Here is a 22,144-nt window from a genome sequence, read left to right as displayed (position 1 = left end):
AGGCGGCCGGAGGAACAGTTCCGGCCCCTACTAGAGCATTTCTGCGTTTCTCCGAACCACGGAAATTCTCTATCCCTTTGTTTTGACGCATTTTTCTTCACGCGAACCGGTGTCCACTTCGCTCGAAAATACTCTAGAAGCATGGTCATGAAATCGGTCTTCGACAGTCTCGCCGATCTCTGGTCTTCGGTCGGAGGCGAGCCCGATGCCCTGAACGATGTCCGGCTCACAGGCGAGGAGCCGGGCCTCCCTTCCTCGTTCCGGATCGGCGCTGCCGCGCAGGCGACGATCGCGGCACTCGGACTGGCTGCCTCGGTGCGGTATCGCCGCCGCACCGGAAAGTCGCAGACCGTGTCCGTCGCGATGCAGCACGCTGTCGCGGAGTTCGAGAGCGAGCGCTTCGTCTCGATCGATGGCGTCGCCGCCAAGGGCTTCCGCGATCCGCTGGCGGGAATTTACCGCTGTCGCGACGGTGGCTGGTTCCGGCCGCACATCACCTTCCCGCATCATAAGCGCCTGCTGACGACCCTTCTGGGGCTGCCCGAGGCGCCGGACCGCGAGAGCCTTGCCGCAGCGATCGCGGACTGGGATGCCGTATCGCTTGAAGACGCCGTGATCGCCCGCGGCGCGGCCGGCGCCGCCCTTCGCAGCTTCGCCGAATGGGACGCTCTCCCCCAGGCGCGCGCCGCAGCGCAGGAGCCCCTGGTTCGGATCGAGCGCATCGGCGACGCGCCACGGGATCTGTCCGTTCAGGCCGGGAATGGCGTTCTCAGCGGCTTGCGCGTCCTCGATCTCACGCGCGTCATTGCGGGCCCGGTCTGCGGACGCGCTTTCGCGGCCTATGGCGCGCAGGTTCTCGCGATCAGCTCGCACACTCTGCCCTCGATCCCGCAGCTCGTGCTCGATACCAATCGCGGGAAATTCAGTGCCGATCTCGATCTCGACATGGCACCGGCTGCAGCGCGCCTGCGCGAACTCGCGGCCGAAGCCGATATCTTCCTGCAGAGCTATCGCCCGGGCGCGCTCGAACGGCGTGGCTTCGGCCCCGAAGCGCTGGCGCGGCTGCGGCCCGGAATCGTCTATGTGCAGCTCTCCGCCTATGGGCGCGAAGGTCCCTGGGCTGGCCGGCGCGGCTTCGATTCCCTGGTCCAGACCGCAGCGGGATTCAACCATGCGGAGATGCTCGCCGCCGGGGACGGGATTCCCCGCGAGCTCCCTTGCCAGGTCCTCGATCACGCTTCGGGCCAGTTAATGGCTCTGGGGGCTATGATCGCGCTCGACCACCGTCATCGCGAGGGGGGCAGTTGGCTCGTCGAGGTCTCGCTCGCTCGCACCGCCGCCTGGCTACGCGGGTTGGGCCGGCTGGAAACCGGGCTCACGGCGGCCGGCAAACCTCCGGACCCTTCATTCTATTGCTACCAGCGATCCGCGGAAGGAGGTCGGCTCGGCGGTATCTCGCCCGCGGCGGCGCTTTCGGCAACTCCGCCAAGATTGATCCGGGCGACACCTCGATTAGGCGCCGATCCTGCTTGCTGGCAGTCATCGGTTCCGCGACAATAAGCTCAATCTGGTGCGAAACGCAGAAGGCGACATCCACGCAACGAAGGATGGAGGAGCCGGTCATGGCCAGTGGCAACCACGAAGCGCTGGACGATCAGATTGCGCTCTTGCGCAGGGAAATTTCCGACCTGACCGAACAGGCTGCAGCCGCATCAGGCGCCGGACAGGAGGAGCGCCTGGCCGCTCTGATCAACGATAAGCAGGACCGGCTCAACGAGCTCCTGAAAAAGCGGGGCGACGCGGGCTGAAACACGCGGAGCCCGATGTCGCAGGCCGCTTCTCCGCGTGGGTAGACGTGGCGCCAGATCGCGATGGGGTGTAAATTCCTGCCGAGGAAGACGGTTGGCGTTGGAGAGCCGGCCAAAGGCAGCGCTTCGCTCGCGGATGCCGGAAGCGGACCTGCATAGGCCGGCACGCGAATGATCGTGCTTCGGAACTGGCCTTGTCCTGCAGCGTCACAGCAATTGGTGGAGGTTGTCATGAGGAAACTCGCAACCATGGCCACCGCCGCTCTGATCATGACCGGCGGTATCGGTGCGGCCAACGCGCAATATTGGCGTGGTGGCGGTTGGGGATACCGCGGCGGCTATTATGGCTATGGCGGCGGAGCCGTTGCGGCCGGGCTCGTCGGCGGAGCCCTGCTGGGCGGCTTGATCACCGCTGCGGCAACGGCTCCCGCCTATGGCTATTATGGGTATGGCTATCCGGCCTATGGGTATGGCTATCCGGCTTATGCCTATGGCTATTACCGGCCGCGGGTTTATTACGCTCCGCGCTACTATGCGCGGCCGGTTTACTACGCACCGCGCTATTACGCTGGCTATCGTGGCTATTATGGTCCGCGCTTCTACGGACCACGATATTACTATTGAAGCCGTCGTTTTCGCGGGCCAGTCCTGCGCCTTGACCAACGCGCGCTTTGCGGGAGTGCGGCATCACGCCCCGACTTTGGCCAGGACGTCGGCGCGCAGGAAGCGCTCGATGAACAGCATGAACAGCACGGAGGGCACGAGCAGGATCAGCGCCGTGATCGAGGCGACCTGGTAGTTGCCGCCCTGCGCCGCATTGTAGAGCAGCAGCGGCAAGGTCGTGACCTGCGGCACGCCGACGAAGAATGTGCCGGTGAACTCGTCGAGCGATTCCAGGAAGACGAAGATGCCGCTCGCGATGATGCCCGGAGCTGCGAGCGGCAACGTCACCGTGAAGAAGGTGCGCAGGCCGGAGGCGCCGATATTGCGGGCGGCCAGCTCGAGATCCTTGTCGACGGCCGCGAAGGCCGCGGCCGCGATCCAGACCGAATAGACCAGACCGTGGGCGGCATGGACCAGCACGACGCCGAGCACAGTGCCGTTGATGCCGAGATTGTAGAAGATCCGGGCGACGTTGATGTAGATCGCGACCGACGGGAAAGCCTGCGGCAGCAGGAACACGATCATGAACAGGGCGCGCATCGGCAGCTTCAGCCGCGCCAGCGCGTAGCCGGCCGGCACCGAGAGCGCGAGCGCGACGACGACGGTCAGCACCGCGATCCAGACCGAGGTCCCGAGCGAGGCCATGGCGTCGCCCGTCGGCCGGAAGACCTGCTCCCAGTAGCGCGTGCCGTAGGTGACCGGCAGCTTGTAGGGCGTGTACCAGCGCTCGGCCACCGACCACAGCGCCAGATTGGCGAGCGGGCCGATCAGCACGAAGGCGAAACCCGCGAGAAGCAGGCCCGCCAGCGCGGCGCGTAGCCAGGAGACGACATGGCTCACGGCGCGTTCTCCTTGGCCATGCCGTGCCTGAGATAGATGATCGCGGCGCCAGCGCTGATCAGATAGGTGATGACGCCGAGCGCGTTCGCTGTGGCGTAGTCGCCATAGGCATTGATCCGGAAGGCCATGTCGACGGTCAGCATGGTCGGCTGCGAGCCGGCCACCATCATCGGCACCGAGAGCACCGAGAGCATCGTCACGAAGGAGAGGACGAGTGCGACGAGCAGCGTCGGCATCACCTGTGGCAGCGCCAGCTCGATCAGCACGCGCAGGCGCGAAGCGCCGAGATTGCGCCCCGCCTCCAGCGTCGCCCGGTCGATCGAGGCGAGCGCGCCGGCGAGCAGCAGCGCGACGAACGGGGTCTGCTTCCAGACGAAGGTGATGATGATCCCGCGCCAGTCGAGAAAGCTCATCGCCTGCAGCGGCTCCATCAGGCCCATCGAGACGAAGGTGTTGTTCATCAGCCCGTTCTTGGCGAGGAAAGTGCGCATGCATTGCGCCGCGACGATGAAGGGGATGAACAGCGGCCAGCGATAGAGCGCCTTCAGGGTCCCCACCACCCAGCGGCTTTCGCCGAGCGTCAGCGTGCCGGCGATGGCGATCGCCGCCAGCGCGGTCAGCGCGCAGGAGGTCACGACGATGAGGATCGTGAAGAGAATGTCCCCGGAATAGAGCTCATAGGCCTTGGCGAAGGCCTGCAACGAGAAGCCGCCACCGGGGCCGGTAAAGGCAGAGATGAGCGAGAAGCACAGCGGGTAGAGGAACAGCGCTCCGACGAGCGCGAGGCCGGGCGCGATCAGCAGCAGAGCGAGCTGGCGTTGGGAGAGGCTCATGTTCGGGCGCTTCTCGGCATGGTCGGGCGTCATTCCCCGGCAGATCGGGGCAGCGACGACGATGCGGGACCCATGCCTGAACCGGTCAGGCATGGGTCCCGATGATTCACTCAGCCTTGAGCGGGATGGCGAGCGCCATCCCGCAGGGCGGGCCTCAGTTCGCGACCTTCTTCTCGTAGCTCTCGAGGATGTCGTTGAAATAGGGCGCGATCGGGAACGACTTCGCCTTCGCGGAGAGGTCGGCCGGGGTGATGTCGGTGAAGAGCTTGTTCCAGGCGGCCTGGTCGAGCTTGCCTTCGAGGTTCTTGGCGTCGATGCCCGGATACCAGTTGAACTTCTTGACGATGCCGTCGGCCTGGACCTGCGGGCTGGTGGCGAGCGCGATGAACTCCTCGGCGAGCTTGCGGTTCGCGGTCTTGTCCGGCACGGCGTAGTACATCGGCTGCCCGGGCATGCCGGGCGCGGCGAGCTTGAGCTTCATGTTCGGCGGCAGCTTGCCGTCGGCCTGCCAGGAGTAGAACATGTCGACCCAGACCGGGCCCATGGCGATCTCGCCGCGGTTGAGCATGTCGAGCGTGCCGGCATTGCCGGGGGTGATCACGACGTTCTTGTTGAAGTCCTTGAGCTCGCCGAGAGCCTTGTCCCAGCCAGCCTTCACGGCCGGATCATAGGGGCCCTTGATCAGCTTGTCGGCATCGCCGCCGAAGGCATAGACCCAGCCGGTGACGAAGGCGACGCCGGACATGCCGCCCTTGATGCCGTTATAGCCGAACTGCTTCGGGTTCTTCGCGACCCAGTCCTTCAGCTCGGCGAAGGTGTTCGGCGGCGTCTTCAGCAGGTCGGCATTGTAGGCGAGCGCGGTCTGCGACTGGAACATCGGGATGACGAAGCCCGAGACGTCCGAGCCGAGCGAGTTCTTGGCTGCTTCGCTGGAGACCATCTTCGCGGTCTCGACCTTGTCGGTGTACTTGGCGAGGAGGCCTTCCTTCACCATCGTGCCGGCGGCCTTCTGGTGGATGACGACGACGTCGAAATCGGTTGCGTTGCCGGCCTTCTGGGCGTCGAGCTTCTCGTAGATCTTCTGCGAGCCGGCATCGCCGGGGCCGGTGCCGACCGAGACGACCTTCACGCCGGGATGCGACTTCTCGAACATCGGGCCGAGATAGTCCTTGACGTAGTCGACCATGTTCTGGTCGCCGGCGGTGGCGACGTTCAGGGTCTGCGCCGCGAGCGGCGATGCTGCGATCAAGGCAGCGAGAGAACAGGCAATGGAGAGAATGCGCATGGGTCTGGCTCCTTGTCAGGCAGCAATGGCGGCCTCGGCCGCCGGGAAGAGGTGAAGGCGTTGCACCGGGATGCGCAGGCCGACCGCCGCGCCCGGTTCGTGGCGAGCGGCATCGTCGACGGTGATCTGCCGGCCGGCGGCTTCGATGCGATAGCGGTAGAGGCCGCCGGGATAGCTGCGGGCGGCGATGCGCCCGGGCACGAGGAGGTCGCCCTGCGGCGCCGCGTCGGGCGCGTCGAGGCTGGCGACATCGTCACGGAAATAGGCCACGGCCTCGCCTGCCGGCAGCGCCGAAGCGGCATCGTCGGACAGCTGGGCGACAGCCGTGCCGGCGCGAACCGCGGTCCCACCGCCCGTGCGGGTGACCTGAACAGGCAGCACATTCTCGGCGCCCATGAAATTGGCGACGAAGGCGCTCGCCGGCCGGTCATAGACCTCCTCCGGCGTGCCGACCTGGGCGATCCGCCCCGCCTGCATGATGACGAGTCGGTCGGCCATGGTCATGGCCTCCTCGCGATCATGCGTGACGTGGATGGCGGTGACGCCGAGCCGCTGCTGGATGGCGCGGATCTCGTGGCGCATCACCATGCGGATCTTGGCGTCGAGATTGGACAGCGGCTCGTCGAGCAGCAGGATGCCGGGATCGACTGCCAAGGCCCGGCCGAGCGCGACGCGCTGGCGCTGCCCGCCCGAGAGCGCGGTGACCTTGCGCTCCTCGTAGCCGCTGAGGCCGAGCATCGCGAGCAGGGACGCTACTTTCGCCGAGATCTCGGCCCTGGAGATGCCGCGCAGCTTCAGCCCGTAGCCCATATTCTGCAGCACGGTCATGTGCGGCCAGAGCGCATAGGACTGGAACACCATCGCCATGCCGCGCTTCTCAGGCGGCAGCGGCGCGACATCGCGGTCTCCGACCACGATCGAGCCGGAGCTCACCGGCACGAAGCCGCAAAGCGAACGCAGCAGGGTGGTCTTGCCGCAGCCGGAGGAGCCCAGCAGAGCGGTGAAGGTGCCGGGAGCGAAGTCGAGGCTGACCCCGTGCAGGACCGGCGTGCCGCCATAGGAAACGTGCAGGTCGCGCACCTGGATGGCCGCGCCGACGCATGACACGCCTTGCGTTTCCGCCTGCACGATCCGTCCCCTCCATGCCGCTCTAATTTTTCCAGAATGGAATTGTTCTTCCATTCCGTGACCGGCTTGGAATAAACATAACGACCCGTAGCGCGCTCTTGCAACAGATTTGTGAAGCCATGCCGACCGACGTGAGATCTATCTGGCTGATGCCAAAAAACGACGACGAAGCCTTCCTTTCGTCGCTGGTCAGGGAGCTCGCGGGACGCTTCGGCACGCCGGTTTTCACGCCCCATCTGACGCTCAGGGGCGATACGGATGTCCCGGCTAATAAACTCGCCGAGGATATCGCGGCGGCAGCGAGCCAAGTGCCCGCCTTCGCCGAGCCGATCAGCGCGATCGAGACCACCGAAGCCTTTTTCCGGGCCTTCTATGCGCGTTTCGCGGTCTCAGCCCCGCTGGCGACGCTGAAGCGCGGCCTCGACCCGCACGCGGCCGATCCGTTCATGCCGCATGTGTCGCTGCTCTATGGAAATTTGGAAGCGGATGTGAAGGCGCCTGCCGCCGCGGAGTTCGGGCAGCGGCTCGCGGGCCGCGCGATCGGCTTCGACAGGATCTGCGTGGTCAGGTCGGGCCAGGACGTCCCGATTGCCGACTGGTCGATCCTGGCGACGGCTCCGCTGAAGCGGCTCTGATGGGGATCGGCGTCAGACCAGTCCCTTGAGGCGCAGGAGCCCGAAGGCGGCGACGGTGCCGGCGTCCCTGATCGAGCCCTCCACGATCATGCGCTCGAACTCGGCCAATGGCACCGATGCCGAGACGAGATCCTGCTCGGAATGCTCGAGCCTGGCCTCGCCGGGTGAAAGCTCGGAGGCGAGGAAGATGCGGAAGCTCTGCGTCACCGTCCCATAGAGCGGGTAGAGGCGGCCCGCCTCCTCGATGCGCCCGGCGCGAAGCCCGGTCTCCTCCGCCAGTTCGCCCCGCGCCACCTCCACGGGATCGATATCCGGAGAGGCTTCCCAGCTTCCCTGCGGAAACTCCCATTGCCGCGAGCGGATGGGATAGCGGAACTGCTGGACGAGATGGACGAGGCCGCGGTCGATCGGCGCGATGATGACGAAATCCGCCTTCTCGACAAAGCCGTAGAGGCCGGCCGTGCCATCGCGCAGGCGGGTTTCGTCTTCGCGAACGCGCATCCAGCGGTTCTCGTAGGCGACCCGGCTCGAGACCGTGGTGATGTCGTCCCCGGTGGCGTCGTCCTCAGGCGCAGGCTGGCTCGACGGAAGGGTCAAGCGCCCAGCATCCACTCATGTGCGGGGTCGTTATGGAATTTCCAGACGCGCTTCGGCCCCGCCATGACGTTGAGATAGTACAGGTCATAGCCATGCGGCGCGCCGACCGGGTGATAACCCCTGGGCACGAGCACGACATCGCCGTCCTTGAAGGCGAAGGTCTCGTCCAGCGAGCCGTCATCGGTATAGACGCGCTGGAAGCCGAAGCCCTGCGGCGGGTGCAGGCGGTGATAATAGGTCTCTTCGAGCTGCGACTCCGCCGGCAGCCGGTCCTCGTCATGCTTGTGCGGCGGGTAGCTCGACCAGCAGCCGGCCGGCGTGACGACCTCGACCACCAACAGCCCGTCCGCCGGCTCGGTCTCCGGCAGGATGTTGCGGACATGGCGGGTATTGCTGCCCTGTCCGCGCGTCAGGCTGCCGACATCCTGCGGCGCGATCACGCGCGCCGGTCGCGAACCGGCGGTGCCGGGGGCCGAGCAGATCGCAACCTCGCACGGACCCTTGGCCGTGATCGACCATTGCGAGCCAGCCGGCACGTAGAGCGACCAGGGATCGGGCTCGAAGGGCGAGGCGCGCCCGCCGATCGTGCCGAAATCCTCGCCGCCCGACATGGCCGAAACCTTGCCTGAGAGCAGGACAAGGCAATGCTCGCGATCCTCGGTCTCGCGGGCGAGGCTCTGCCCGTCGGCGAGCCGATGAAGGGCGAAGCCGACATGGCTCCAGCCGGCATTGGCGGGCGTGACATTGTGAATGCGCCCCTGCGTATCGGGAGCGCTCGGCTTGACCAGAAGCTTGGACATGGTGGTTCGGGGTTCAGGCGAGCCCCGCCTCCTTCAGGCTCTGCTTGAGATGGGCGACGCCCTTCTTTGCGTATGTCAGCGGATGCGCCTTCTCCGGATCCTGCTCGGCCTCGACGACGACCCAGCCGGAATAGCCGGGCAGCTCGCGGAAGACGGCGGGATAATCGACCATGCCGTCGCCCGGCACTGTGTAGACGCCGAGCTCCGCGCCCTGGCCGAGCACGGCGTCGAGGAAGCTCCAGCCCTCGCGGCGCGCCTGCTCCATCACCGGGCGGCGCACATCCTTGGCATGGACATGGCTGATCCGGGCACGATAGCGCCGCGCCAAGGCAGCCGGATCGGCCCCGCCCCAGGTGGCATGGCCGGTATCGAGCAGAAGATGCGCCGGCTCGCCCGTCGCCGCCATGAAGGCGTCGATATCGGCCTCGCTCTCGACGATCGTGCCCATATGGTGGTGGTAGACCAGCCGCACGCCCTCGGCGAGCGTCCGCTCGGCCACTTCGGTGATGCGCCGCCCGAACTCGGCCCAGTCACCGGCCTGCATCAGCGGCCGCTGCGACAGCGGCTTCGTCCGGTCACCATGGATGGCGTTCGAGGTCTCGGCGAAGACCAGAACGGGCGATCCCATCGCCTTCAGCAGGTCGAGATGCGGCCGCAGGTGCTTCATCTCCTCATCGGCGTCGCGGCGCAGCAATTCGGCGGAATACCAGCCGGATATGCAGGCCATGCCGAAGGGTGCGAGCGCAGCCTTCAGCGCATTCGGCTCGCGCGGGAACTTGTGGCCGAGCTCCATGCCTTCGAACCCGGCCTCCCGGGCCTCGGCAAGGCAGGCTTCCAGCGGTGTCGCACCGCCGATCTCCTGGAGGTCATCATTCGACCAGCCGATAGGGTTGGCGCCGATACGGATGGGCATGTCGTCCTCGTCTCAGTTGTCGCGGCGCGCCAGCGCCTCGTCATAGCGGCTGCGTGCCGCGCGAACCTCGTCACGTCCGGATACTTCCGGCACCGCGACCTCCCACCAATGCCCGCCGGCATCGGTCGAGCGCATCGGGTCGGTGTCGATCACGATGACGCTGGTACGCTCATGGTTGCGCGCCTCGGCCAGGGCGGTCTCCAGCTCGGCGATGCTCTCGACCTTGCGCGCGAGCGCGCCCATCGCGCCCGCATGGGCGGCAAAGTCGATCTCGGGCAAGGTTTCGTGGCGGGCGTCGCGCAGCAGGTTGTTGAAGGAAGCCCCGCCCGTCGCGTTCTGCAGGCGGTTGATGCAGCCGAAGCCGCGATTGTCGAGCACGACGATCGTCAGCTTCACGCCCAGCATCACCGAGGTCGCGATCTCCGAGTTCATCATCAGGTAGGAGCCGTCGCCGACCATGACGACGACCTCTCGCGCCGGATCGGCGAGCTTGGCGCCGAGACCGCCGGCGATCTCGTAGCCCATGCAGGAATAGCCGTATTCCATGTGGTAACCGCCGGGCGCGCCCGGCTGCCAGAGCTTGTGGAGTTCGCCGGGCAGCCCGCCGGCGGCGCAAAGCACGACATCGCTTTGCCGGCTCTGGCGCTGCACCGCGCCGATCACCTGGGCGTCGCTCGGCAGGGCCTCGTTTCCGGCCGCCGTGTAGCGCACGGCGGTTGCGAGCCAATTGGCGCGGCCGGTTTCGGCCTCCGCGCTCCAGGCCGCAGGCGCCTTCCAGCCGGCGAGGGCCGCGGAAAGTTCGGCGAGCCCGGCCTTGGCGTCGGCGACCACGGGCTGGGCGCGATGCTTGCCGGCATCGAAGCCTTGCGTGTTCAGGCCGATGATCCGGCAGGCGGGATCCGCGAAGAGCGCACGCGAGCCGGTGGTGAAATCCTGGAGCCGCGTGCCGATGGCGAGCACGAGATCGGCCTGCCGCGCCGCCTCGTTGGCAGCGCCGGTGCCGGTTACGCCGATGGCGCCGAGATTGAGCGCGTGGTCGTGGGGCAGGGCGCTCTTGCCGGCCTGCGTCTCCGCCCCGGGAATGCCATGAGCGGCGCAGAAGGCCGCCAGCTCGGCCTCCGCCTCGCTGTAGAGCACCCCGCCGCCGGCGATGACGAGCGGGCGTTTCGCAGCCTTGAGCAGCGCGACCGCATCGTTCAGTTCGGTCTCGTCCGGCCGGGGCCGGCGCGGCTGCCAGAGCCGTTCCGCGAAGAAGTCCTCGGGATAATCATAGGCCTCCGTCTGCACGTCCTGGCAGAGCGCGAGCGTCACCGGACCGCATTCGGCCGGGTCGGTCAGCACCTGCATGGCCCGCTCGAAGGCCGGGATCAGTTGCTCCGGCCGGGTGATGCGGTCGAAATAGCGCGAGACGGGCCGGAAACAGTCATTGGCTGAGACGGTGCCGTCGCCAAAATCCTCGATCTGCTGCAGCACCGGGTCGGGCCGGCGCCCGGCGAAGACATCGCCCGGCAGCAGCAGCAGCGGCAGGCGGTTGACATGGGCTACGGCGGCCGCTGTCACCATGTTGGTCGCGCCGGGGCCGATCGAACTCGTCACCGCCATCATCCGCCGCCGCCGCGAAGCCTTGGCGAAGGCGATGGCCGCATGTGCCATCGCCTGCTCGTTATGGGCGCGCAGGGTCGGCAGCCGGTCACGGACAGCATGCAGTGCCTCGCCGAGCCCGGCGACATTGCCATGGCCGAAGATCGCCCAGACACCGGCGAAGAGCGGCTCCTCCCGTCCGCCGACGAGCGTCTTCTGCGCCGCCATCGCGGCGACGAGCGCCTGCGCCATGGTGAGTCGGATGGTTGCCATCGTCCGTTTCCTCAGCCGCGCCGCCAGGTCTCGACCAGGCGGCCGAAGCGCTCCGCCATCGCAGCGGTCGCGGCCTCGTCGTCAATCCGCCCGGCGAGCCAGTCGCGCGCCGCATCGCCGAAGATCGAGCGACCCACGGCAAAGCCCTTCACGCTGGCCGCACCCTGCGCCAGCCGGAATGCATCTTCCAGCTGGTTGAGCGGCGCGTCGAGCCCCAGCAGCACGACGCCGCGGCAATGGGGATCGTTCTCGGCGATGGCGGCATCGACCGCGGCCCAGGCCGCCGCGCTCGGCTGTCCCTCGAGCTTCCACCAGTCGGGCTTGATCCCGATCGCGTAGAGCCGGCGCATGACCTGCGCCATGGTGTCGTCACCGACCGGGCCGTGCTTGGAGCAGATGATCTCGACGAGCAGTTCCCGCCCGACCTGACGGCAGGCCAGCGCGACGCGCTTCAGCGTCGCCTCCTGCACGGCTTTCAGCGCCGCGTCGTCATCGGGATGATAGAAGCACAGGCATTTCACGACATGGTCGACCGGCCATTCGTTCAGCGCCGAGCCGAGCGAGCCGTCCGTGTCGGTCTCCAGCGCGAGCGGGCGCGAGCCCGGCACTTCCAGCGGTCGCGCCACCCAGAAACGGTGATCGCCAGCCCGGAACAGCGCCTCGCGGCCATGCCGCCCGTCGAGCAGCATGCCGAAGCCCGGAGCGCCCTTGGCGACACGGGCCGCGGCCTCGACCGCCAGCCGCTTGAAGGCCGCGATACGCTCATGCGGGACGCCGGCCTCGTCCGCCATCGCCTCGATCTGCGCGCGATGGTCGATGGCGAGCGCCAGCAGCGTGTCGGATTGCGGACGCCGGGTCGTCGCCCAATGGATGTGGTTGATGTCGACATCGTGCCGGAGTGCGCGATGCGGCGAGCCATGCTCGAGGAAATACTGGAGCTCGGTGAAGGTCGGGCTTTCCGGCGAGCAGAGTAGTCGCGAGACGGCGAAGGCGCCGCAGGCATTGGCCCAGGCGCAGCAGGTCTCGATCGGCTCCTCGCGCAGCCAGCCGCGCAGGAAGCCGGACATGAAGGCGTCGCCCGCGCCAAGCACGTTATAGACCTCGACGGGGAAGCCCGGTCCCTTGATGCCCGCTTCCAGCGAATCCGGGATCGCACCGGGAAAGACCACGCAGCCCATCGGCCCGCGCTTGCAGACGATCGTTGCCGCGCTGAGCGCCCGGATGTTGCGGATGGCGGCGAGCGTGTCCTCGCTGCCGCCGGCGGCGTGCAGTTCCTCCTCCGTGCCGACGACGAGATCGCAATCCGGCAGGATGGCCTGGAGATGGCCGGTAACGGTGTCCGAGCGGATATAGCGCTCCTCACCTGCCCCATGGCCGGCGAGGCCCCAGAGATTAGGGCGATAGTCGACGTCGAAGACGACCTTGCGGCCATGCTTGCGCGCCAGCGCGATCGCCCTGCGCTGGGCCTTGGCCGCATTGGCAATGGCGAAATGCGTGCCGGTGACCACGACCGCGCGGGCCGAGGCGATGAAGCCCTCGTCGATCTCGCTCTCGTCGAGCGCCGCGTCGGCGCAGTCGGTGCGGTAGAAGATCAGCGGAAACGTCTTCTCGTCGCGCACGCCGAGGATGACGAGCGATGTCAGGCGCTTCGGATCGACGACGACGCCCGATATGTCGACGCCTTCGCGCTGCAGCTGCTCGAGGATGAAGCGGCCCATCTGCTCGTCGCCGACGCGCGTGATCACCGACGATTTCAGGCCGAGCCGCGCGGTGCCGATCGCGATATTGGTCGGGCAGCCGCCGACCGCCTTGGAGAAGCTCGCCATGTCCTCGAGCCGGCCGCCGATCTGCTGGCCGTAGAGATCGACCGAGGAGCGGCCGATCGAGATCAGGTCGAGCGTCGGTTCAGCCATCGGTCTGCACTTTCTCGGCGGTGCCCACGGCCAGCGTCATGGCGAGGGCGAAGGTGGCGGCCATCGAGCGGAAGGCGCCGTAATCCGCCTCGCGCACTTCGAGCCAAAGGCGGCAGTTCTGGGCGAGCGGGCTGAGCGGGCCGTCGGTCAGGGAGATCACGGGAACCCCGCGCCGATGCGCGTCGGCCGCGATGTCGATGGTTGCCGGCGTATAGGGGGCGCAGCTGACGACGAGCATGACATCGTCTTTCCGCGCCACGGCGGCCTGCTCCGCTCCGAGCCCGGCAACATGGTCGACCAGGATGGCGCGGATGCCGAGCTTGCCGAAAGCGTAGGCGAGATAGGAGACGACCGGGAACATGCGCCGGGCGCCGACGAGCACGATGCTCTGCGCCCCCGCGAGCAGATCGGTGGCGCGGTCGATATCGGCGTGGACGATCCCGGATTCGAGCTGAGTCAACGATTTGCGGCTCGCCGCGACGAAACCGTCGAGCAGCACGCGCGCCATGTCCGGTCCGGCCGCGCCCTCGTCACGCAAGGTCTCGATGCGCTCGCGATAATCGGGGAACTGCTGGCGCAGGCGGGTGCGAAAGACCTGCTGCAGCTCGCTGAAGCCGGAGAAATCAAGCGCCTGCGCGAAGCGCACGAGCGTGGAGGCCTGGACACCGGCCTGCTGGGCCACCTGCGCGGCTGTATGCAGCGCCATGTCGTCGGGATGGGCGAGCGCAAAATCGGCGACCTGCCGCAACCGCTTGGGCAGCGCCTCGGCCCGGTCGCGCAGCCGCGCGACGAAGCCCTCATAGTCGGGCCTGACCTGCTCCGGGGACAACACTTGCGACATGAGGGTGAACGGCTCTCCCGCCTTGACTTGGCGGCGCAGAGAATGGAATGTTTGTTCCATTAGTCAAGAAGAACAAAACGAATGTATCATTTCGACCCGGGAGCGGAGCGACTTGCCTGAGACGGCCCCCTTTGACCGAGATCTCGGCGGCAAAATCGCCGTCGTCACCGGTGGTACGCAAGGCCTCGGCGAGGCGATCGCGCGCGAATTCGCAGCCCGCGGACTTGCCGGCATCGTCGTGACCGGCCGGAATCGGGAGCGCGGCGAGTCTGTCGCAGCGGACCTGTCGGCGCAAGGCTGCCGCGCCGTCTTCCACCGGGCCGATCTCGCCGAACTCGACTCGGTCCGCGCCATCGTGCCGGCAGCCGAGCGCGCATTCGGGCGTCTCGATATCCTCGTCAATGCCGCTGGCGATACCGACCGCGGCACGATCTTCGACACGACGCCGGACCTCTACAACCGGATCATGGCGGTCAACCTGACCGCACCGTTCTTCCTGATCCAGGACGCGGTGACGCTGATGAAGCGGCTCGGCATCGCCGGCGCGATCGTCAACATCCAGTCGATGTCGGCGCATGGCGGCCAGCCCTTCCTCGCCGCCTACAGCGTCTCGAAAGGCGCGCTCGCCACGCTGACGCGCAATGCCGCCTACGGGCTGCTCTCCGACCGGATCCGGGTCAATGGGCTCAATATCGGCTGGATGGCGACGCCGGGCGAGGACGCGATCATGCGGCTGCGCCATGGCGCGCAGGATGGCTGGCTCGAAGAGGCGGTCAAGGGCCAGCCCTTCGGCCGGCTCGTCGACCCGCGCGAGGTGGCCAAGGCCGTCGCCTATCTCGCATCCGGGGAATCCGGGCTGCTGACCGGCGCGAATATCGATTTCGACCAGACGATCCTTGGCGCCCATGATTGACGGCGCCGCGACGAGACGAAGACGGACACGGATATGGTGATGCGATTTGGACTTCTCGGCGCCGGCAGGATCGGGCGCATCCACGGGCTCAATGTCGCCCAGCGCGGCGATGCGCGGCTCGTCGCGGTGGCGGACGCTTCCGCCGAGGCCGCGGCCTCCCTGGCCCAGGCCACGGGCGCGAAGACGGCCGATACGGACGCCATCCTGGGCGATGCCGGTATCGACGCCGTGCTGATCTGCACGCCGACCGATACTCATGCCGACCTGATCGAGGCCGCCGTCTCCGCCGGCAAGGCGGTGTTCTGCGAGAAGCCGGTCGATCTCGACGCGGCCCGCATCCGTCGCTGCCTCGATGTGGTGGCCAAGTCCGGCAAGCCGCTGATGATCGGCTTCAACCGCCGTTTCGACCCCAATTTCGCCGCGCTCGAGAAGCGGCTGCGGCAGGGCGAGGCCGGCGAGATCGAGATCGTCAGCGTGATCTCGCGCGATCCCGGCCCGCCGCCGGTCGACTACGTGAAGCGCTCGGGCGGCCTGTTCCGCGACATGATGATCCATGATTTCGACATGGCGCGCTTCCTCCTCGCCGAGGAGCCGGTCGAAGTCTTCGCGCTCGGCTCTTCGCTGGTCGACAAGGCGATCGGCGAGGCCGGCGACGTCGACACTGCCGCCGTCCTGATGAAGACGGCGAGCGGACGCATCGCCCAGATCTCCAACTCGCGCCGCGCGACCTATGGCTACGACCAGCGCATCGAGGTCCATGGCTCGCAGGGTATGCTGCGCGCCGGCAATATCCACGAGACGACGGTCGAGATCGCGACGGGCAAGGGCTTCCGCGCCGACCCGGTCCAGAACTTCTTCCTGGAGCGCTATGCCGCCGCCTATCGGGCCGAGCTCGACGCGTTCATCGCGGCCTGTTCCGGCAAGGCTGCGCCGTCGCCGAGCGGCCTCGACGGGCTCAAGGCCCAGCTCCTCGCCGACGCCGCCACGCAATCCGCGCGCACCGGCAAGCCGGTCGCCATCGAGGCCGCCTGACCATGACGCCGGCTGAGCTCGCATTGCGGCGCTATGCCGTCCAGGGCCTCGTCAACGAGGCGGGGCGGATGGCGCTCGACTATTTCGGAAAGCAGGACAGCCTCGGCGTCACCATGAAGGGCGCCCAGGACTGGCTGACTGTCGCCGACGGCGCCGTCGAGGATTTCCTGCGCCAGCGCCTCGCCGTGCTCTTCCCGAGCGACGCGGTGATCGGAGAGGAAGGCGGCGGTCAGGCGAGCGACGCGGTCTGGATCATCGATCCGATCGACGGCACCGCGAATTTCGCCCGCGGCGACCGCAACTGGTGCATCTCGATCGGTTTCCTGCTGAACCGCGTCCCCACGATCGGGATCGTGGCCGCCCCGGCGCTCAACGAATTCTACGTCGCCCAGCGCGGCGAGGGCGTGACGCTGAACGGGCGGCCGATCTCGGTCTCCGGCGCCGATGACCTCAAGCGCGCCTATGTCGAGCTCGGCTGGTCCACCCGCGTTCCCTTCGAGCACTATCTTGCCGTCCTCCAGCGCGGCCAGGCCGCAGGTTGCTCGATGAAGCGCTCGGGCTCGGGCACGCTCGGGCTCTGCCATGTCGCGAACGGGCGCACCGACGCCTATGCCGAGCTGCACATCAACGCCTGGGATGTCGCCGCCGGGATCGTCATCGCCGGCGAGGCGGGCGCATCGATCAACGACTTCTTTGCCGGCGAGGGCATCAGCAAGGGCAATCCGATCCTCTGCTCCACGCCGGCGCTGGCGGCCCAGCTGCGCGAGATCACGGGGATTTCTTAGCCGACGATAGACCTATTGCTCAAAGACGGTGGTGGTTCCACTGTCTGGGACAAGACCGAAGAACGCAAAGTTCTCGTATCAGGGAGGTAGTCATGCAGTTCAAAACCTGGCTCGGCGCCGGCGTACTCGCCACAGCCGCAGCATTCACATCCGTCCCGGCCTCGGCGCAGGGCTCGCTCGTCATGTATTGCGGCGTCCAGGAGGAATGGTGCCGCGCCATGTCGACCGCCTTCGAGAAGGAGACCGGCATCAAGGTCGCGATGACCCGCAAATCGGCCGGCGAGGTCTATGCCCAGGTCAAGGCGGAAGCGTCGAACCCGCGCGGCGACATCTGGTGGGGCGGCACCGGCGATCCGCATCTGCAGGCAGCCGAGGAAGGGCTGACCCTGGAATACGAGTCGCCCAACAACAAGGACCTGCAGGACTGGTCCCTGTCGCAATGGAAGGCGGCGAAGCAGCGCGCGATCGGCATCTATGCCGGCGCCCTCGGCTTCGGCTTCAACACCCAGCAGATCAAGGCCAAGGGCCTGGCCGAGCCGAAATGCTGGGCCGACCTGCTCGACGCCAAGCTGAAGGACGACGTCCAGGTCGCCGACCCGAACTCGTCCGGCACCGCCTATACGCTGCTCGCGACGGTCGTGCAGCTGATGGGCGAGGACAAGGGCTTCGACTATCTCAAGGCCCTGCACAAGAATGTCAGCCAGTACACCAAGTCGGGCGCTGCGCCGGCCAAGGCCGCGAGCCTGGGCGAGACGGCCGTCGGCATCGTCTTCATCCATGACGCCGTCGTCTTCGCCGTCCAGGGCGATCCGATCAAGCCGGTCGCGCCCTGCGAGGGCACCGGCTACGAGATCGGCTCGATGTCGATCATCAAGGGCGCACGCAATCTCGACAACGCCAAGAAATTCTACGACTGGGCGCTGACCCCGGCGGCGCAGGCGCTCGGCGCTCCGGCCAAATCCTACCAGGTGCCGTCGAACAAGAATGCACCCGTGCCGGCGCAGGCTCCGAAGATGTCGGAGATGAAGCTGATCAACTACGACTTCGTCAAATACGGCTCCTCGGCCGAGCGCACGCGCCTGCTGACCAAGTGGGACAAGGAGATCAAGGCGCTGCCGAAGTAAGACGCGTCCGCTTCGGAGAGAAGGCCCATGCGTCCCTCGACACGGCTCGCCCTGCTGGCCGGCTGGCTCGGCTACGCGCTCATCCCCTGGTATCTGCCGGAGGGATGGGGCCTCGCCGGCTACCCGTTCGGGCGGGCCGGCACGGCGCTCGCGCTCGTGCTCTCCGGAGCCTCGCCCTGGCTGATGCCGATCGGTCTCGCGCTCGTCGTCGCCACCCTGCTCTCCGGGCGCGCGGAGACGGCCGGCACCGGGCGGGCCCTGGTCTGGATCGGCCTCCTCGGCCTTGTCGCCTTCTTCGCGCAGGGCTTTGCGGTGACGCTGCCCGAGCAGGGGATCCCCTGGCTGGCGGCCCTGCTGGGCGGTGCCGGCCAGTCGCAGCCGGGCATGGGCTTCGGCGCGCTGCTGACGCTGTTCTCGCTGCTGCTGCTGATGTGCCACGGTCTCGCCTATCGCGGCGTCTGTCGCGGCGACATCTTCACCACCTCGACCATTGGCGTCGTGGTGCTGCTGATTGGCCTCTTCATCTTCTTCCCGGTCGCGACGATCCTGCGCAGCGCGCTCATCGACCAGAACGGCGCGCTCGCTCTCGCTGATTTCGTCGAGCGCCTGTTCTCCCCGACGATCTGGGGCCTCGGCTGCATCAGTGCCGGCACGAATTGCGGCGTCGCCTGGAATACGCTGATCCTCGCCGTGCTGACCGGGGTCATCACCACTCTGCTCGGGCTCGCCTGCGCGCTGCTGGTTCTGCGCACCGGCATGCCCGGCAAGCGGCTGATGCGCGCGATGACGGTGCTGCCGATCATCACGCCGCCCTTCGTCATCGGCCTCGCGCTCATCCTGCTGTTCGGGCGTTCCGGCGCCGTCACCGGCCTGATGGCGGATTGGTTCGGCATTCCCCGCTCGCGCTGGATCTACGGACTTCCCGGCGTCCTGCTGGCGCAGGTGCTCGCCTTCGCGCCGATCGCCTTCCTCGTGCTGATGGGCGTGGTCCAGGGCATCGCGCCGAGCCTGGAGGAGGCGGCCCAGACCCTCGGCGCCAAGCGCTGGACCACCTTCCGCACGGTGACCTGGCCGCTGCTCAGGCCCGGGCTCGCCAATGCCTTCCTGCTCGGTTTCGTCGAGAGCATGGCCGATTTCGGCAACCCGCTCGTGCTCGGCGGCAATTTCGAGGTGCTCTCGACCAAGATCTTCTTCGCCGTCGTCGGCGCGGCGCATAACCAGGGGCAGGCCGCCGTGCTGGCGATCGTGCTCCTCGTCTTCACGCTCGGCGCCTTCTGGGTCCAGCAGGGCTGGCTCGGCTCGCGATCCTACACGACCGTCTCCGGCAAGGGCGATTCCGGCCTCCCGGCCAAGCTGCCGACCTCTGCGACGGTGCTCTCGGCGATCGTGATCGTGCCCTGGGTGCTGCTGACCGCGGTGATCTATGCGGTCATCCTGGTCGGCGGCTTCGTCAAGACGATGGGCCGCGACCACACGCCGACGCTGGAGCACTACCGCACCGGCTTCGCGATCGATTTCAGCCACGGGCTCTATTTCGAGGGTGCCGCCTGGCCCTCGCTGTTCACGACGCTGAAGGTCGCCGCGATCTCGGCGCCGCTGACTGCGCTGATCGGGCTGCTCACCGCCTATCTGCTGACGCGCCAGCATTTCGCCGGAAGGCGGCTGCTCGAGTTCACGACGATGCTCAGCTTCGCCATTCCCGGGACGGTGCTCGGCGTCGCCTATATCCTCGCCTTCAACGTGCCGCCGGTCGAGATCACCGGCACGGGGCTGATCCTGGTGCTCGCCTTCGTCTTCCGCAACATGCCTGTCGGCGTGCGCTCGGGCATTGCCGGCCTCGCCCAGATCGACAAGAGCCTCGACGAGGCGTCGGCGACGCTGCGCGCCCGCAGCTTCACCACCTTGCGCCGCGTCGTGCTGCCCCTGCTGAAGCCGGCCTTGGTTGCCGCGCTGGTCTATAGTTTCGTGCGCAGCATCACCTCGGTCAGCGCCGTCATCTTCCTCGTCTCGGCCGAGTACAATCTCGCCACGGCCTATATCGTCGGGCGCGTCGAGGCCGGGGAATTCGGCCTGGCTATCGCCTATTCCTCGGTGCTGATCGTCGTCATGGCGGCCGGCATCGCGCTGATCCAGCTCGGCGTGGGCGAACGCAAGCTCGGCCGCCGGCACGTCGCGCTGGCGAGTTCGGCCGCCGAACCCTCTCCAAGTAGGACCTGACGCCGCCATGCCCAAAGCAGGACCCGCCTCCGTCGAGTTCCGCCATGTCAGCATGCGCTACGGCGCGGTCACGGCGGTGGACGATGTCAGCTTCACCATCGAGGCCGGGCAACTCGTCACGCTGCTCGGCCCCTCCGGCTGCGGCAAGACCACGACGCTGCGCATGATCGCCGGGCTCGAGATCGCCAGCGAAGGCCAGGTCCTGATCGGCGGCAAGGACGTGACGCGCCTGTCGGCGGCCGATCGCGACGTCAGCATGGTGTTCCAGTCCTATGCCCTGTTCCCGCATATGAGCGTGCTGGAGAACGCCGCTTACGGCCCGACCGTGAAGGGCTTGTCGAAAGCGCAGGCGCAGGAGATGGCCCTGGAGAAGCTCGCGCTGGTCGGGCTGAAAGGATTCGAGAAGCGCTATCCGTCCGAGCTGTCCGGCGGCCAGCAGCAGCGCGTGGCGGTGGCACGCGCGCTCGTGCTGGAGCCCCAGGTCCTGCTCTTCGACGAGCCGCTCTCGAATCTCGACGCCAAGCTTCGGCGCAGGGTGCGGCAGGAGATCCGTGACCTGCAGCAGGCCCTGAACCTGACGGTCGCCTATGTCACCCATGACCAGGAGGAGGCGCTCGCCGTTTCCGACAGGATCATCGTGATGTCCAATGCGCGCGTCGCGCAGCAAGGCACGCCGCGCGAGCTCTACGAGGCCCCCGCCGACGCATTCGTGGCCGATTTCATCGGCGACGCCAATCTGCTGGATGTCACGATCACCGCCGTCGCGGATGGGCGCGCCGAGGTCGCGCTCGGGCCGGCGCGGCTGAGCCTGCCGTCGCGCGGGCTCCCGGCCGGTGCGGCCAAGATCGCGATCCGCCCGCACAGTCTGCTGGTGACGCGCTCGGGGCCGGAAAATGCCCTGCCGGGAACGATCCGCAAGAGTTCCTATCTCGGCAACCATGTCGACCTGATCGTGGACACGCCCGTCGGCGAGCTTTTCGTGATCAGTCCGCATAACGAGCACCTGCCCACGGCCGGCGACGCCATCCGGCTCGCCTTCGCGGATACCGGCATCGTTCTCGTGCCTTGACCGATCGACTCGATTTCCGCTCCGCTCGAGAATGCTTTAGCCGTCGAAGCCAAGCCGCTTGCTGATCTGACCTGCGGCGTCCCTGAGCATCTCGATCAGGTCCACGCTCCGCTCGCGATAGCGCGTGGTGACGACCCCGAGATTCAGCGCGGCGACCACCGTACCGTCCCGTCCGCGGATCGGGGCCGCCAGGCCGGTCGATCCGATCACATGCTCTTCGTCGCAGATCGACACGCCCGTCTCGCGGATCGACCTGAAGATCTCACGGATCGCATCGGGCTCGACGACGGTCCTGGGCGTGCGCGCAATCAGCGGAACCCGCGCCAGATAGGCGTTCGCCTGCGCACTGTCCCAATGGGCCAGCAGCAGCCTGCCCGTCGCCGTGCAATAGGATTCGCTCTGGCCGTCGAGCTCGATGTCGAATCTGATGGCCTGCCGGCTGACGCATTTGGCAAGCCGCTTCGTTTCTCCGCGCGTCGTGCGCACGACGAGGATGGCCGTTTCCCCGGACCTGTCGCGCAGTTGCTCCATGATCGGATGCGCCGCCGATAGCAGGCGCGCCTCATTCGCCCGCGTGGCCGAGCGGTGCCGGCTGGCATGAACCAGCACGTAGCGCTCCGCCGCGTCCTGGATGGCATAGCCGCGCGAGACCAGGGTCTGCGCCAGTGCATGCGCGCTGCTCTTGGGAAAGCCCAGGGCGGCGACGATTTCCTTTAATCGCACGGGTTCCGGGCAGCCGGCGAGATACTCCAGCAAATCGAGCATACGCGCCGCCGACTTCACCTCGGTATTCATATATGTGAACCCAATCCAGCTTGCCGGACAATTTAGCCGCCGATACGCTTCCCCTTAATCGGCTGGAATTCAAGACGCTTTGCGGGGTGAATTCGTATC

Annotated in this window: 21 protein-coding genes; 10 read left to right on the top strand and 11 right to left on the bottom strand. The window is 67.2% G+C overall.

Going from position 1 to position 22,144, the window contains the following annotated elements; translation table 11 throughout:
- The first annotated feature begins 147 nt into the window (after positions 1-147).
- The 3 genes from EV560_RS07730 (at position 148) to EV560_RS07720 (ending at position 2,432) form a co-directional block, all read left to right on the top strand.
- Positions 148-1,560: a CoA transferase gene (locus EV560_RS07730; RefSeq protein ID WP_165923367.1), complete on the top strand. Its 1,413-nt coding sequence runs from the start codon at positions 148-150 to the stop codon at positions 1,558-1,560.
- Positions 1,561-1,622: 62 nt separating this feature from the next.
- Complete coding sequence (locus EV560_RS07725) at positions 1,623-1,808, top strand: hypothetical protein (protein WP_131855152.1); 186 nt, start codon at positions 1,623-1,625, stop codon at positions 1,806-1,808.
- 231 nt (positions 1,809-2,039) lie between these two features.
- The gene (locus EV560_RS07720; protein ID WP_131855151.1) at positions 2,040-2,432 is read left to right on the top strand and encodes a hypothetical protein; all 393 of its coding nucleotides are present in this window, start codon (positions 2,040-2,042) and stop codon (positions 2,430-2,432) included.
- Positions 2,433-2,495: 63 nt separating this feature from the next.
- Here the strand turns inward: EV560_RS07720 and EV560_RS36010 are convergent, their stop codons facing one another.
- From EV560_RS36010 to EV560_RS07705, 4 genes are all read right to left on the bottom strand, one after another.
- On the bottom strand, positions 2,496-3,311 hold the full coding sequence (locus EV560_RS36010; RefSeq protein ID WP_207907966.1) for an ABC transporter permease: 816 nt from the start codon (positions 3,309-3,311) through the stop codon (positions 2,496-2,498).
- Positions 3,308-4,144, bottom strand: coding sequence for an ABC transporter permease (locus EV560_RS36005; protein ID WP_207907965.1), 837 nt, complete (start codon positions 4,142-4,144; stop codon positions 3,308-3,310). The genes EV560_RS36010 and EV560_RS36005 overlap by 4 nt, the downstream gene beginning before the upstream one ends.
- A gap of 154 nt (positions 4,145-4,298) precedes the next feature.
- A complete protein-coding gene (locus tag EV560_RS07710; protein WP_131855149.1) occupies positions 4,299-5,429 on the bottom strand; it encodes an ABC transporter substrate-binding protein in 1,131 nt (376 codons plus the stop codon).
- A gap of 15 nt (positions 5,430-5,444) precedes the next feature.
- Positions 5,445-6,536, bottom strand: coding sequence for an ABC transporter ATP-binding protein (locus EV560_RS07705; protein WP_248311937.1), 1,092 nt, complete (start codon positions 6,534-6,536; stop codon positions 5,445-5,447).
- 140 nt (positions 6,537-6,676) lie between these two features.
- Here EV560_RS07705 and EV560_RS07700 point away from each other — a divergent pair, with 140 nt between their 5' ends.
- Positions 6,677-7,192, top strand: coding sequence for a 2'-5' RNA ligase family protein (locus EV560_RS07700; protein ID WP_131855147.1), 516 nt, complete (start codon positions 6,677-6,679; stop codon positions 7,190-7,192).
- A gap of 12 nt (positions 7,193-7,204) precedes the next feature.
- Here the strand turns inward: EV560_RS07700 and EV560_RS07695 are convergent, their stop codons facing one another.
- Genes EV560_RS07695 through EV560_RS07670 form a run of 6 tightly spaced genes read right to left on the bottom strand, consistent with a single transcriptional unit; the run spans position 7,205 to position 14,110 of the window.
- Positions 7,205-7,789, bottom strand: coding sequence for an NUDIX domain-containing protein (locus EV560_RS07695; protein WP_248311936.1), 585 nt, complete (start codon positions 7,787-7,789; stop codon positions 7,205-7,207).
- The gene (gene iolB / locus EV560_RS07690; protein ID WP_131855146.1) at positions 7,786-8,589 is read right to left on the bottom strand and encodes a 5-deoxy-glucuronate isomerase; all 804 of its coding nucleotides are present in this window, start codon (positions 8,587-8,589) and stop codon (positions 7,786-7,788) included. The genes EV560_RS07695 and iolB overlap by 4 nt, the downstream gene beginning before the upstream one ends.
- A gap of 13 nt (positions 8,590-8,602) precedes the next feature.
- The gene (iolE, locus tag EV560_RS07685; protein ID WP_131855145.1) at positions 8,603-9,502 is read right to left on the bottom strand and encodes a myo-inosose-2 dehydratase; all 900 of its coding nucleotides are present in this window, start codon (positions 9,500-9,502) and stop codon (positions 8,603-8,605) included.
- A gap of 12 nt (positions 9,503-9,514) precedes the next feature.
- Positions 9,515-11,356: a 3D-(3,5/4)-trihydroxycyclohexane-1,2-dione acylhydrolase (decyclizing) gene (gene iolD, locus EV560_RS07680; RefSeq protein WP_131855144.1), complete on the bottom strand. Its 1,842-nt coding sequence runs from the start codon at positions 11,354-11,356 to the stop codon at positions 9,515-9,517.
- An 11-nt stretch (positions 11,357-11,367) separates the two neighbouring features.
- Entirely contained in the window at positions 11,368-13,269 is a 1,902-nt protein-coding gene (locus EV560_RS07675) for a bifunctional 5-dehydro-2-deoxygluconokinase/5-dehydro-2-deoxyphosphogluconate aldolase (protein WP_131855143.1), read from the bottom strand.
- Entirely contained in the window at positions 13,262-14,110 is an 849-nt protein-coding gene (locus EV560_RS07670) for a MurR/RpiR family transcriptional regulator (protein ID WP_131855142.1), read from the bottom strand. The genes EV560_RS07675 and EV560_RS07670 overlap by 8 nt, the downstream gene beginning before the upstream one ends.
- Positions 14,111-14,222: 112 nt before the next feature.
- On the opposite strand from EV560_RS07670, the gene EV560_RS07665 reads away from it, so the two are divergent.
- From EV560_RS07665 to EV560_RS07640, 6 genes are all read left to right on the top strand, one after another.
- A complete protein-coding gene (locus EV560_RS07665; RefSeq protein WP_248311935.1) occupies positions 14,223-15,023 on the top strand; it encodes an SDR family oxidoreductase in 801 nt (266 codons plus the stop codon).
- A gap of 36 nt (positions 15,024-15,059) precedes the next feature.
- Complete coding sequence (gene iolG / locus EV560_RS07660) at positions 15,060-16,055, top strand: inositol 2-dehydrogenase (protein WP_131855498.1); 996 nt, start codon at positions 15,060-15,062, stop codon at positions 16,053-16,055.
- A 2-nt stretch (positions 16,056-16,057) separates the two neighbouring features.
- Complete coding sequence (locus tag EV560_RS07655; RefSeq protein ID WP_131855140.1) at positions 16,058-16,840, top strand: inositol monophosphatase family protein; 783 nt, start codon at positions 16,058-16,060, stop codon at positions 16,838-16,840.
- Between the two features lie 92 nt (positions 16,841-16,932).
- On the top strand, positions 16,933-17,964 hold the full coding sequence (locus tag EV560_RS07650) for an ABC transporter substrate-binding protein (RefSeq protein WP_131855139.1): 1,032 nt from the start codon (positions 16,933-16,935) through the stop codon (positions 17,962-17,964).
- A 27-nt stretch (positions 17,965-17,991) separates the two neighbouring features.
- Positions 17,992-20,181, top strand: coding sequence for an ABC transporter permease (locus EV560_RS07645; RefSeq protein ID WP_131855138.1), 2,190 nt, complete (start codon positions 17,992-17,994; stop codon positions 20,179-20,181).
- Positions 20,182-20,188: 7 nt separating this feature from the next.
- Positions 20,189-21,250 carry an ABC transporter ATP-binding protein gene (locus EV560_RS07640; RefSeq protein ID WP_131855137.1) on the top strand — a complete coding sequence of 354 codons (1,062 nt, stop codon included), beginning with the start codon at positions 20,189-20,191 and terminating at the stop codon, positions 21,248-21,250.
- Positions 21,251-21,286: 36 nt separating this feature from the next.
- Here the strand turns inward: EV560_RS07640 and EV560_RS07635 are convergent, their stop codons facing one another.
- The gene (locus EV560_RS07635; protein ID WP_131855136.1) at positions 21,287-22,045 is read right to left on the bottom strand and encodes an IclR family transcriptional regulator; all 759 of its coding nucleotides are present in this window, start codon (positions 22,043-22,045) and stop codon (positions 21,287-21,289) included.
- Positions 22,046-22,144 lie beyond the last annotated feature (99 nt).

Origin of the sequence: Allobosea sp. BK604, from assembly GCF_004341515.1 — a bacterium.
Taxonomy (GTDB): Bacteria; Pseudomonadota; Alphaproteobacteria; order Rhizobiales; family Beijerinckiaceae; genus Allobosea.
Note: the sequence above shows the minus strand (reverse complement) of the source record. Positions and strands in the feature narration are given on the sequence as shown.